At 41.0% G+C, this 13,754-nt stretch carries 7 protein-coding genes; 3 read left to right on the top strand and 4 right to left on the bottom strand.

Annotated elements, in window-relative coordinates; translation table 11 throughout:
• The first annotated feature begins 20 nt into the window (after positions 1 to 20).
• Both QNI15_RS08700 and QNI15_RS08695 read left to right on the top strand, forming a co-directional pair.
• Positions 21 to 2,894: a glycosyl hydrolase gene (locus QNI15_RS08700; RefSeq protein WP_314031411.1), complete on the top strand. Its 2,874-nt coding sequence runs from the start codon at positions 21 to 23 to the stop codon at positions 2,892 to 2,894.
• A 412-nt stretch (positions 2,895 to 3,306) separates the two neighbouring features.
• A complete protein-coding gene (locus QNI15_RS08695; protein ID WP_314002305.1) occupies positions 3,307 to 3,828 on the top strand; it encodes a hypothetical protein in 522 nt (173 codons plus the stop codon).
• A 242-nt stretch (positions 3,829 to 4,070) separates the two neighbouring features.
• Here QNI15_RS08695 and QNI15_RS08690 read toward each other — a convergent pair whose 3' ends face one another.
• The 3 genes from QNI15_RS08690 to QNI15_RS08680 form a co-directional block, all read right to left on the bottom strand.
• The gene (locus QNI15_RS08690; protein ID WP_313990017.1) at positions 4,071 to 4,598 is read right to left on the bottom strand and encodes a hypothetical protein; all 528 of its coding nucleotides are present in this window, start codon (positions 4,596 to 4,598) and stop codon (positions 4,071 to 4,073) included.
• Between the two features lie 556 nt (positions 4,599 to 5,154).
• Positions 5,155 to 7,191 carry a DUF4932 domain-containing protein gene (locus tag QNI15_RS08685; RefSeq protein ID WP_314031409.1) on the bottom strand — a complete coding sequence of 679 codons (2,037 nt, stop codon included), beginning with the start codon at positions 7,189 to 7,191 and terminating at the stop codon, positions 5,155 to 5,157.
• Between the two features lie 81 nt (positions 7,192 to 7,272).
• Positions 7,273 to 8,379 (bottom strand): helix-turn-helix domain-containing protein, encoded by a 1,107-nt coding sequence (locus QNI15_RS08680; RefSeq protein WP_314031408.1) that lies wholly within the window; start codon positions 8,377 to 8,379, stop codon positions 7,273 to 7,275.
• A 229-nt stretch (positions 8,380 to 8,608) separates the two neighbouring features.
• Here QNI15_RS08680 and QNI15_RS08675 point away from each other — a divergent pair, with 229 nt between their 5' ends.
• On the top strand, positions 8,609 to 10,753 hold the full coding sequence (locus QNI15_RS08675; protein WP_314031407.1) for a hypothetical protein: 2,145 nt from the start codon (positions 8,609 to 8,611) through the stop codon (positions 10,751 to 10,753).
• A gap of 655 nt (positions 10,754 to 11,408) precedes the next feature.
• Here the strand turns inward: QNI15_RS08675 and QNI15_RS08670 are convergent.
• Complete coding sequence (locus QNI15_RS08670) at positions 11,409 to 13,595, bottom strand: TonB-dependent receptor plug domain-containing protein (RefSeq protein ID WP_314031406.1); 2,187 nt, start codon at positions 13,593 to 13,595, stop codon at positions 11,409 to 11,411.
• Positions 13,596 to 13,754 lie beyond the last annotated feature (159 nt).

The raw sequence follows: 13,754 nt of genomic DNA, 5'->3' as shown, positions 1-13,754 counted from the left end.
AAACCATACAATCAACTCGTATGAATTTTTTAGCATATCGATACTATTTGCCCGACAAACTGTTGAGAGTAGTTGCACTTGCATTCCTTATTTCTACAAATGTAAGTGCCCAACTTGCCTGGCCTGCTGCTACCTATGAACAAAAACCCTGGTCCCGGTGGTGGTGGATGGGAAGTGCAGTCAATAAGAAGGACTTGACTGCATTGATGGAGCAGTATCAGAAGGCAGGATTAGGAGGATTAGAGATAACACCTATCTATGGGGTAAAAGGATACGAAGATCAGTTTATTGAGTTTCTATCGCCCAAATGGATGGAAATGCTCGAACATACATTGCAGGAGGCCAAAAGACTGAATATGGGTATTGATATGGCGCAGGCATCCGGATGGCCGTTTGGCGGTCCGTGGGTAACAGACGAAGACGCATGTAAATACATTGCCTACCAGACCTATACAGTAAAAGGGGGCGAAGGTTTAAAAGATTCTGTCCAGTATATACAGAAACCTATTGTGAGAGCCGTAGGACATACTGTAAAGATGACAGAGCTGGTAGAACCGGTTTATAAAAATAAAAATTTACAGGCACTGGCATTGGATCAGGTTCGATTTGAAAAACCGTTGCCTTTGCAGGCCCTGATGGCATATTCCGATAAGGGAGACGCACTGAACCTGACAGATAAAGTTGGGGCTAATGGCCAGCTAAACTGGAAAGCTCCTGCTGGTAACTGGACTTTGTATGCCCTTTTTCAGGGATGGCATGGAAAGATGGTAGAACGCGCCGGACCTGGAGGAGAGGGCAATGTGATTGATCATTTCTCAGGAACTGCTACCAAAAACTATCTTCAGCAATTTGACAAAGCATTTCAGTCTCATAATCTGACAGGATTGCGGGCGTTTTTCAATGATTCCTATGAGGTAGATGATGCGCAGGGTGAAGCCAACTGGACACCTTTGTTTTTGCAGGAATTTCAGAACCGCAGAGGCTATGACCTGCGCCAATACCTGCCAGCCTTGTTTGGAAAAGATTCGGAAGAGCAAAACCAACGGGTACGAAGCGACTACCGGGAGACATTAGGAGAGTTATTGCTGGAAAAATATAGTATGGAATGGCATACATGGGCAAAAGATCACGGACGTATCAACCGAAATCAGGCACATGGATCACCTGCCAATATTCTGGATTTGTATGCTGTCAGTGATATTCCTGAGATTGAAGGTGTTGACATACTACGTATCAAATTTGCTTCGTCAGCAGCCCATGTGATGGGTAAAAAACTGACTTCATCGGAATCTGCTACCTGGTTGAATGAACACTTCCTGTCCTCTCTGGGGGATGTAAAGCAGGCACTGGATCTCTTTATGCTGGGTGGGGTAAACCATATCTTTTACCATGGTACTAACTATTCGCCTGCAAATGAGTCATGGCCCGGATGGTTATTTTATGCTGCAGTTCATTTTCATCCTTCCAATCCGTTCTGGAAAGATTTTAGTACACTGAACACCTATGTTACCAGATGTCAGTCTTTCTTACAGGATGGAAAATCAGACAACGATGTGCTGGTCTATTTTCCAATCTATGATATGTATGCAGAGGCTGGCAAACGAACGGTACAACATTTCGATGGATTAGGGGCAGAGTTTAACGGTACTACCCTGAAAGCCGATGCGCAACTGATGGTGGACAGAGGATATAGTTACGACTTTATTTCAGATCGCCAGATTGCTAATCTGTCTTCGTCTTCTAATCTGTTACAGACAGGAAATGTCGCCTATCAGACATTGCTGATTCCGGAAGCGCAACGTATGCCTATAGCCACTCTGGAAAAACTAATCGAACTGGCGCGGAATGGAGCAACAATTGCTTTTCATAACAAACTGCCAGTGGATGTTCCAGGATTAGGCAATATTTCTCAACGACAAAAAGCATTGAAAGATCTTCTACAACAGATATCGTTTAAAACTACAGAATCTACCGGGTTACAGATTGCAAAAGTGGGTAAGGGAATGATTCTGCTAGGTGATCATCTGGATCAGCTACTTACGGCTGCACATGTTCGCAGAGAAACAATTACAGATGCCGGTTTGCAGTATATCCGCCGGAAAATAGGAGATCGTACCGTTTATTTTGTTGCTAACCGGACACGGAAGCCATTTGCCGGATGGACTACTCTCCAAAGTCCGGCACAGTCTGCAGGGATATACAATCCAATGACAGGAAAGCTGGGACTAGCAACGCTTCGCAAAACTACCCCAACCAGTATAGAAGTTTATTTGCAACTGGCACCCGGAGAGTCTTGCCTGCTGGAAGAGTATGCTAATCTGGTTTCCGGAAAATCCTACGACTATTACCAACCTGCCGGAAGTGCTAAACCTTTGGCTGGAGAATGGACAATTCATTTTGTAGAAGGTGGTCCTTCCTTACCAAAAGATATCAAAACAACCACCCTGAAATCATGGACTGAATTTCCAGCAGAAGGAGTGAAGGCATTCTCCGGAACAGCTACGTATTCTATCTCATTTGCAAAGCCAGATGGAAAAGCAGATGGATACCTGCTATCACTGGATAGCGTGTATACACATGCCCGGATTGAGGTAAACGGACAGCCAGTGGGTACACTGCTTGGCCCTTCCTACGAGATTGTAATTCCAGCGACATTACTCAAGGCTCAGAACCAATTACAGATCTCTGTTACCAACCTGATGGCAAACCGCATTGCTGATAAGGATCAAAAAGGGGAACGGTGGCAGAAGTTTTACAATATCAATGTCTCTGCCCGCAGGAAAGAGAATGTCGGCACAGATGGTGTATTTACAGCTGCACACTGGCAGCCTCAGAAGTCAGGTATTGTGGGACAGGTATCTCTGACTCCTGTACAATTAACCATTCCTAAATAACCTGGTGTTGATTGATTGTGGCAGAAGCATTGGTACAACTGAAGAAAATCTATTGAAGAAATCCTTTTTGTTCTTCTGAAAGAACCTTCCCGCCCACGCTGATGCGTGGCAGGCAGTTGTCGGGACAGATGTGACAAATAAAGCTAATTTTGGTATCTGAGAAAATCTGCTCCAAAGATCGCCGATCTTGTCCTGACTATCCCGAAAATGCGGGAGATTCTTTCAGGAGGACAGAGAGAAGAGAACCTGCTATACAAAAGAAAGAGGTATGACCCTTTCAAAAAGGCAAAAAGTGAGGGTTTCTTACAGGAGGACAGGATGTGGAGAGATCATTTCCTGAGGAAAAATGAGGAAAAACGTTTAAATTAAAAGCATTGACATTCCGGTGTGTTAAAATGAGAGAATAATCTTTATGAAGAAGATCTTATTTATGACTTTAGGTGTTCTAGGCATATTCGGTCTGGTAATTTTACTGGCAATCATGGCTTCTTTTTATAGTACTAAAAGAGGTTTATATTACTCTAATATTAGCCCTACCATAGAGGACGCAAAAGAAAAAGGAGTATTTTATAAAACACTGCTTTTTCTAAATAAAGATACATTAAAGGTCGATTCTTTAGAACTATTTCCTTATGATGCTTGGTTAGAAAGAGAATTTTTAGATATTGAAACAAGAGAATTAGACTCATCAAAAATTATAGCAGTTATTAGTTTTAAACTATATAAGAAAGGGGAAGGATTTTACCCAAAAGATGCCAATCACTTGCCTCTTTTGGAAAGTAATTATTTATCGGATTATATATCTGAACATATCCAAGAGAACACTAATATTATGTATACTGGTTTTGATTTCGTTAGAAAAGACTTATCAGATACGCTCATAATTAAAAACCCAAAGTCAAGTCAATTCATTAAACTAGTTACAACTAAATAAAACTGAAAGGTTTAAAAGGCTATAAACCAGTAAGTGCTACTTTTGGAAGTAAGGGCAGAAACCTATTTTTAGATCCCTCAATTACATTTGTTCTATTAATTGATAACAGAAATTGTAACTAGTTTTTTTGACCCATTTATCAAATCGATTCAAACAACATCCGTTTGAACCGATTTGATATTATTAGCATTCAAGTTGATTTGAAATAATCTATTTTGTCGTTTCAATCAATAAATTATACTTTATTTTCCACTAAGCGTGTCTTTGGGCTGCCAAGGCACTTGAGCTCCCTGACTAAGGGCATTTGACAAGGAATCTATATTATGCCATTGTGGAATAGGATAATGGTTTTCTTTGATATACATTTCAAACTCTTCTTTACTCGGAAAACCTTTTTCAATCTTTTTTCTTGTATCAATTATATACCAACCTGTAGGTACATTTATTAAGTTTACTAATGTACTATCACTATCATTTTTCTCATCAACCTTTCCGCTTAGTACAAATATAATACTATCCTTTACATCCACTTGCTTGACATTATAAGTTCCTAATGATGTATAAAATTTTATAGTCCATGAATTAGCTTCAATTTCCGGATCTGTTTTTCGTACATCATAGGGTTTAAGTAGGGGGACTCGTATCCAGTCCCAACCCCCTGTAGTGGTATAAAAATCATCTTGCTTTTTTTCTTTGTTCTGTTTGCTAGTATTCCAGCATCCACAAACTACTATTAACAATGAAACTACTATTATTTGTCGCTTGTCCATGTGGCATTTATTTTCATTTTGTCATTATCTCCTACTATATCATGGTAAGGAACCCCTAAAACAGAGCAGGCAGAATTGTAACTTGTACTTGTAAGTTTATAGTTACACTATGAATAGACCAAGTTAAGGGATTAAAACCAACTTTCCGTATTTTATGCTCTCAAGGTGATTTGATGAAAGTTAATCTATTAGCGTTTATTCTTATTATAATCAGAATCCTCTGTAACTGGAGTTCCTGTTATAGAGAGAGGCAACCGGAACTCCAGTTAAACCAACAAGTGAACAGAATACCAGTCACTCTGAAAATTGACCGGAATTCCGGTCAAAGGTGAAATTGACCATTATTCGAATATTTCTTCAACGTGACTGGAATACCAGTCAAAACAAAAAGCGACCGGAACTATGGTCAAATGCAAAACTGATTCGATTTCTGTTCACTTTTTATTTTTATCAACAAGCCTGCGTGTCTATTTTTTCTTATAGGCTTGACCATAATTCGAATATTTTTTACATGTGAACAGAGTTCAGATATGTATATCTTGATAAGGGTTTTGTTTTAAGGGTTGACAAATAGCTCAGTACATTTACTTTTTTCAAGAAAGCCTGTAAAGTCTTGAATAGTGAGTATGTCTTTTATTGCCTGTGACTTATCAGTAGCATGCTGGTAATAGGATTGGGTGATCTTGTAACCCATCCAGTAGCCCAGATCTTTAGGGCGTGAAGTGTCTTTTGAATAATATAGCCATCCCTGCCAGTTGTTGTCATCTTTACGGGCGAGAAACTCCTTCCATAGTTCCTGTTTGTGTTGTTCTGCATAGTGATACATTTCCTGATTGCCGTGTGCCCCACTGATAAGTTCACCGAGAAAGTCGGCTGCCCCTTCGCGTATACATTGAGCAAGCAATGAGTTGTTTTTGCTATATTTCTGTTGGAAATGAATGAGTTCATGAGAAATCAGTTCATCCAGATAGTCAATAGGAATGCGTGGGGTAAAGGTAGCTGTGGGTTGTCCAAACATTTCTGCTCCAATAAGTAAACCTCCCTTGAAGATAGTGCCGCCTGTATTCTTTCTGCCAATCACAAAATAAACATCCGGAAACTGAGCTTCGGGATAAAGTTGTTTCAGATTGTGAAAGCATGTATAAAACTGTTCTTTGCGTGAGGCAATAGAGAGTGAACTGGCTCGTATCGCTTGGTAGTAATCCAACTCTTTCCGAATTGTTTTGGCAAGTTTGTTACCACTTTCGATACGGTTTTTAATAAAGTTTTGCAAGCCTGCACTTCCGGCCTCTATGTATTCTTTCTGAAGGGTACTGCCCTGAATACGAGGATACATCTTGTCAAATACCTTCCAGAATAGATCTATGTCTTCTGTATGAAACTGTATCTGTTCCGGAGAATTCCACAATCCATTTGTATCTGCACGATCTGATAATGCATTGCTTTGCTTCTGTAGTTTTTCCAATGCCTTTTGTACAGTGGAAGCATAGGTAACATAAGGATTTTGGTTGTATACTTTCAGTTCCTGAATAATGACAGGCAAGTAAATGAATTTACGACCTGTAATGTAATACTGAAGCAGATCCTCTGCTTCCTGGGAATAACCCAGATTATGTGAAATCATAACTTCGCCAGCCCGTACAAAATGTTCATCCAGACAGGTTTTCCAGTTTTGATAGGCTTGATCTTCCATGTCCGTTTTGATCGTATCAAATAAAGATTTAGTACTTTCTGTCAATTCTGCAGGCAAATCGGCAATAATTGGATTAACAAACGAATGACCAAACTCATGAATGCTTAATTCACGCAAACGTTTGGGATTGGCAAACCCCATATCCGGTAGGGAATCTTTGGCAAACCGCTGAGGGCCAAATGATCCAAAGGCGTTGAGGATAGTTGTTTTTCCAGCTGTTGTTAGCTGTAGACCAAACCCCATTCCGGCAGGAATAGTAAGACTGGGAAGCAGCTGGTAGCCATCAAATTGCCTTCTATAAAATTGCTCCATCGCATCAATGAATCCTTCCGGAGGCATATTCTTCCTGATCTGTTCCATGGAGTGATCATATAGCCGTTGATTTTCCTGGAAATACTTTTCAAAGTGCACCTCTTTGTAAAACCGATTGGCTGCCTGCAAAAATTCCTGTGCATGGGAATAAGCTTCCAGCGAATCATTTGTGGAAGAGAAAAACAGTACTTCTTCTTTTGGCATAGAAGCTGGCAGTGTGGCATGAGGAAATTCCGCTACCTGAATCAGCAACCGGATCAGACTACTACCTCCCAGTGATTCAATACATCGGGCTACTGTTTGTAAATCCTTATTGGCTTGATAGGATTTATATTTTCGATAGAGACTAAGATTAAAAGCATGCCATTCTTTCTTTTTGATTCCATCGAAATAGGTGTCTTCGGTTTGTTCGTATTGAGGGCCTAAAGAACCCAGAAAGAAGACAAAGCCCAGAAACTCGACATTATGATTAAACTCAATCGCAATACGTTTTTGGGAGATACCCTGGGTTAAGGATTGACTCATACCTGTATACGACATGAGCCAGCCAGACAGAACTAAACAAAGGCAGTAAGATGCTTTTTTCATGGGTTTTTTATGTGCAAAAAAAGCCATCCGACACAAGGGTGTCGCTTAAGAGCATCTTTTCGGACGTCCAAAAACGTGTTTTCAGACCTTTTCCCTGATTTTGGGAAGATAGGTAGAGGGTGTTTGTCCAGTGTGGAGTTTGAAAACCTGATTGAAAGAAGATTTTGAATTGAAGCCTGATTCCAGAGCCAGAGCTAATAAAGTTTTATGCTGCTCTGCCGGATCATTTATTTTGCGTAGTACTTCCTCTACCCGATACGTATTGATAAACGAATGAAAGTTGGTAGCATAGTACGTATTGATCAGATAGGAGACATAACGGGAGGGGAGGTGCAGGGCATTTGCCATATCTTCGAGTGAAAGTTTGGGTTGTGTATATAGTTTTGTCTCTTTCAACAAGTTTTCCATTCTGGCTAGCTCTGTTCTGTCATTATAATTCGGAAATAATGGGGATTCAGATTGGGTTTCGGATTCTGTTAACGGAACATCCGAAGTTTGTGGAGTATCAAAGAATGTAAAGCTAGAATATCCTGTATAGGCTAATGTAAACAGGAATACAATCATAATTCCTTCCTCAAAAGGAAACACAGGCAATAGAAATACTGCATCCGCTATCCAGAAAATGCTTAGCAGCAGAAAGGTGGCAAAGAAGCTATAGAGTTTTATCAGAGACTGACGTGTCTGAGAAGAGGCTTTTTGGTTTTTTAAAAGAAGACGTAGCTGTTTGCCAAAGAAGATGAGAACAGCTATTATTCCAATAACAGGTAGTATCTCTGTAAATAAGAACCAGGCAGGAATACTAAAGAGATCTGTTACTTGTCTTGTGAGCCGGAATCGAATGATGGCTGCTGTTTCCATTATAATTTCAATTGCAGCAGGTAGATAAAAAAGCAAATGTCTGGTTCTGAATCGAAACGCAGGATTGGTACTAACAAGAATAAAGAAATAAAGAGAAGGTGGCAATATCAGATAGGATTCCAATACCCAGAATGGTAAAGCATCTTTGGAATGGTGGTAGTGTGTGGTTATCCCCCATGCATTTAGCAGTTCCAGTGAGAGGATCAGAATAATCAGCCCTAAAAAAGGAGCTGATCTGGCTTTTCTGGGAAATGGTGTTAATAACGCCATACTTAACAGAATACCCTGGCTGGCAACAAGCAGCAGAATAATTGTTTTCCAGTTTTCCATAGTTTTGAGGATACAGGCAGATACGTTTGTATGAAAGTAAAAATATAGAAAGATAGTAAAATGCCTTCTTAAAAATAAATATGCATTTCTATTGTATTGCAGACAAGGTAAGATAAGAATAGAAAACCGGAAAATTGAACAGCATTCTGGTAAAAAGAAAGCAGAATGGACTAATACAAACAGAGAAGTATTCTATACTACTTTATACAATGGATTGATCTTTTAGTATATGTATACATACTATTTTGTTAAGTTTTATTTTCTGCTGGTTCTGCTATGGCATGTTACCACTGTTTCTTCCCAGACTCCTATTAACAGGAAGGCATTAGTCGAAAGACACAAGGTAATCAATACAAAAGCAGATACATTAGCTTCGCTGTCTGTAGGCAATGGAAAGTTTGCGTTTACAGTCGATGTAACAGGCCTGCAAACCTTTCCGGAGTTTTATGCCAAAGGAGTGCCACTGGGTACGCAGTCTGAGTGGGGATGGCATAGTTTTCGGGATACAGTCGGTTATCAGTTTAACGAATCGCTGAAAGAATATACCCTGAATGGACGAAAAGTTACCTATAGTGTGCAATGGTCTCAACCGGAACGCAACAAGCAGGCATCTAACTGGTTTCGACAAAATCCGCACCGGCTGCAACTAGGCAATCTGGGACTGGAGATCTACAAAAAGAATGGTACACTAGTCTCTGTTCAGGATATTAAAAATACCCGCCAGGAACTGAATCCCTGGACAGGAGAGATTAAAAGTCAGTTTTCAGTAGAAGGAGAACCCGTTGTGGTCTGGACATATGGACATGCACAACAGGATGAGGTTAGTATAAAAATACAATCCAAACTGATCGCTCAGGGACGACTCAAGGTAAACCTGCGTTTTCCCTATCCTACAGGTGAATGGACTGATGTCGGGACGAACTATAAACAAGTTGACAAGCATATATCCAATGTAGAAACTACAAAGCCACAATTTGCTTCTATTCTACATCAGTTAGATACCACAACGTATTATACACTGTTGAAATGGAAAGGAAATGCCAGGGTTGCTCAGGCACAAAAACATTATTTTGTAGTCTCACCTGCCGACAAGGCAGATGTATTTGAGTTATCCTGTTTGTTTTCTCCTGCTTCTATAAGTAATGTCCCCTCTTTTACAGAAACACAGGCCAGTAGTGTACAGGGATGGAATGCCTTCTGGAGAAGGGGAGGGGCTGTTGATTTTGCCGGAAGTACAGAGCCCCGTGCCCATGAACTGGAACGACGGATCATTTTGTCTCAATACTTGACAAAGATACAATGTGTAAACTCACAACCCCCACAGGAAACAGGGTTAACATACAATAGCTGGTTTGGCAAGCCACATCTGGAAATGCATTGGTGGCATGCAATCCATTTTGCACTCTGGAATCGGCTTGACCTGTTGGAACATAGCCTCAACTGGTATCAGCAGGTGTATCAGGAAGCACAAAATCTGGCAAAGCGTCAGGGATATACAGGAGCCCGCTGGCAGAAGATGACCGATCCGGAAGGAAAGGAAAGTCCGTCCTCTGTAGGAGCTTTTCTGATCTGGCAACAACCACACTTTATTTATTTTGCAGAACTGTGTTACCGGGATAAACAGGATCGGGCAAAGCTGGAGAAATACAAAGATCTCGTATTTGCGACAGCCGATTTTATGGCCTCTTATGCCTGGTTGGATCCGGCAAAGGGAAAGTATGTTTTAGGAAAAGGAGTGATTCCGGCACAGGAACGTTACAAACCGGAAGAGACTTTTAACCCCACCTATGAACTGGCCTACTGGCACTGGGGTTTATCGGTGGCTCAGCAGTGGCGGGAACGCTTGGGAATGCCCCGAAAAGCCGAATGGGATGAAGTATTAACTAAGCTGTCACCTTTGCCAGAAGCTAATGGGGTGTATCTGGCTGCAGAAAGTGCCCCTGATTCATATACTAACCCTATATATAAAACCGATCACCCTTCGGTATTAGGCACATGGGGAATGCTGCCTGTTACACCTCTTCTGGATAAAGCAGCTATGCGGCGTACTTTTGACCTGATCTGGAACACCTGGACCTGGCAGGATACATGGGGATGGGACTTCCCGATGACGGCCATGACTGCCACCCGGCTTGGACTGCCAGACAAAGCCGTTGATGCCCTGCTAATGCCGATCCGAACCAACACCTATTTACCAAACGGACATAACTTTCAGGATGAACGCCTGCGATTGTATCTTCCTGGAAATGGAGGGTTCCTGGCGGCTATTGCTATGATGTGTGCCGGGTATGATGGCGCAGCAACGAACAATCCTGGTTTTCCCAAAGATGGAAAATGGAAAGTGAAATGGGAAGGACTGCAAAAAATGCCCTGATGAAAATGTTTTGATGAGTAATGGATTACATGAGTTATCCTGAATTTTAAGGATATCATTCTATTTAAAAAAGCCCAAAAAAGGAGCTACAAAGAGAGTAAAGATACCTTCAATCGCGAAAGGAAGTGTAGGTGCGTTGGCCTTCTTTCCGCCACGAGGTTGGCTTTGGGCCTTGCGGGCAGGAGGATCGGCGGAAAGTGCCTTTTTTTGCTAAAGCACAAATCTGGCTCACCAAACTCTCGTTTGGTGCCCCTCTTTTGGGCAAGCAAAAAAGTAACATGATAGGAAGAGTGAAGAAAGAGATAATAAACCAATGTAGGAAAAGACAAGCAAAAAATGAAGAGTCCTGTGGAAGAAAGAAGAAAGGAACTATAAATAAACTCAGGAAGGGGAATTTCTCAAAAGTTAACCAGTGTCTATACTCTTTTCAAAAACATAGACAGCAGTTGCATAACACAAACTCACAGCAAAATCCCGGATAAGCCATATAATGAAATTTTCTGACAGATAGTAGATTACGACTCTTTCGGAAAGAATCCGGAAATACCTCCTTACAGCATTGGACTGGCAAGTTAAAAGTTTGGACGGACTATAAAAAGAAAGATGCTGATAGTGATAACTACCAGCATCCTCTGTACTCAGCCCAGAGCAGAACTTACAACGATCCGAGGTTGAGATTGATACCACCCAGATACATACTGCCAATAGCATCTGTATGAAAATATTCAGCAGATCGTTTGTTGAGAAGGTTTCTGCCTGTTACAAAGATCGTAATGACCTTGCTGGGTGAGTAAGAGAATTTTGCATTGACAAACACTTTTGCATCTACTTTGTAGGTATCAACAGCTGTAGATTTAACAGTGTAGCTTGCATTTTGATGAGACAGTGTCTGGTTAGTAAAGAAATACGGATTTATGTTCAGATTAAATTTCGTATTAAACTGGTAGTTTATGAAGGCACCACCATACACAGAAGGAGTTGCTTTATGAGTTTTGGTTGTTCCTATTCCTGAGTTGATGTTATTTGTGGCAGGATCAGATCCATCAGAGGTTTGTGCTCCATCGGCTGTGTTGTTGTAATAAGAATAGTCATACAACAATGTTTTCTGCCAGGATACAAACGGTTTTATCTGAAGCTGTTTGTGTACATAATTCAAAGAAAGTGTGGTTCCCCATTGGTTAACTGTAAGAGGGATGTTTTGTACATTAATATAGGTTGTAACCTGTACGGGAGTGCCAGCTTGTATCTGTCTCTGCCCTACAATCAGGTTTGTATAGTTGCTGGTCTGGATATAGTATGTTTCCAGATCCAGTTGAAGGTTACTGGCCAGTTTGCTCCGGTAGCCTAGCTCAACCATATCCGATTGCAACTGCTGAAGGTTCTTATTTCCTGTAACCAGCGTAGTAGAATGTACCTGCTCACTGTTAGCCTGAAGAGCCAGATTAATGTAGTTATCATAGATAAACGGAGAACGGAATGCCCGTGAATACACTACACGAAACAGATGGCTATCGGATGGTTTAAAGGTTCCTGCCAGTTGATATGACAGATACCATTTGTCAGGATAGTTGAACTTATCCATCCGGAGAGCTCCTGCCAGCCGTACTTTATCCTGAAACAGATTGTATTCAGTTCTTACCGAAGCTGCATGCGTAGTAATGTAATACCGGCCACTTAATACCCCTTCTGAATTTTCCGCACTCCAGAATTTAGTATCGTCGTATAACGCTTTGCGGTAACTATAACCTGGTTTGATAGAGAGGTGTTTAAGTTTTACTTCATATTCAAAGGCTGCATCCAGTGCACTGAAGGCGTATTTGCTACCTCTCTGACCGATGATAGGGTCTTGTTCGCCTGATATATACGAAACCTGACTGGTTAACCCGTAAATTACTCCTTTCAGATCTGCATAGGTAGAGTTGGAACGCATAACAGACATAGGTGTTACTGTATTTTCTGCACTTACTTTCTGAACCTCCGAACCCTGTAACCCTGCTGCCAGATCAAATCGTATGTTATTGTTTTCCTTGTAGTTAATAAATGCGTTTGCTCCATACTTCTCCATTGACCGGTCTGGTTTGGCAAACAGTGGGGTTATCGTATTGTGAGTTAACTTACTGGGTGAATCAACTGTCTGGTTTGTTTTCAAATCATAATAGGAAACATCCCGTCCTCTGGACTGATAATTTCCGCTGACAGTTGCAGACAGCTTATTGGTAAACTGATGTCCTATAGAGGAATTGGCAATCAGGGTATTCAGACTTCCATACTGTGCATTGGCTACTGCCTGAACATTTTTGATGTTGCCAGCATTTTTCTGTGTAATAATATTGATAACACCAGATACTGCGTTGGGTCCATACATAGCTGCTGCAGGGCCACGCACTACTTCTATTTTCTCTACATCATTCAGGTCAATGGGGAGTGTTTCCCAGTAGGTACCACCCTGCAGGTAATTGTATACAGGGCGATTATCTATCATAACCAGTGTAGTGGAGTTAATCGAATTCATAAAGAAAGAACTGGGGGGCACATTGTCCAGACCTCTCAGGTGAATGTCATAGTTGCCATTGCTTTGTTCCCTGACAATCACACCTGGAACCAGACGTAGAGCTTCCATAATGCTGGTTGCTCCTGCTTTTCGGATTTCTTCTTTGGTAAGAACTGAGGCTGAAAATGGGGTATCAAACAAGTTTTCTGATTTCTTGGAAGCTGATTCAACCTGTACGTTCATCAGTTCTTCCAGACTCATATTTATATATTGATTGGATGCAGCATTATCCTGCGCCCAGGCAGAGAAGGATATACTAAGCAATAAAGCTGAGTAGAAGATTTTTTTCATAGAAGGTTTTAATGTGTGCATTGGTGTTTTGTATAGGTATATTCCTCTAAAATCATTTTAGTGACTTGCTGATTTTGAGTTGTTCGATGAACGAATGGGATTTGCCAATGTATACAGTAATTGGGGGTATCAGTTTTGCTGGCACATCTTTAAAAGTGT

Source organism: Xanthocytophaga flava (genome assembly GCF_030068545.1).
GTDB classification, from domain to species: Bacteria; Bacteroidota; Bacteroidia; order Cytophagales; family 172606-1; genus Xanthocytophaga; species Xanthocytophaga flava.
The sequence above is the reverse complement of the archived record's forward strand: the minus strand, read 5'-3'. Positions and strand labels throughout refer to the sequence as shown.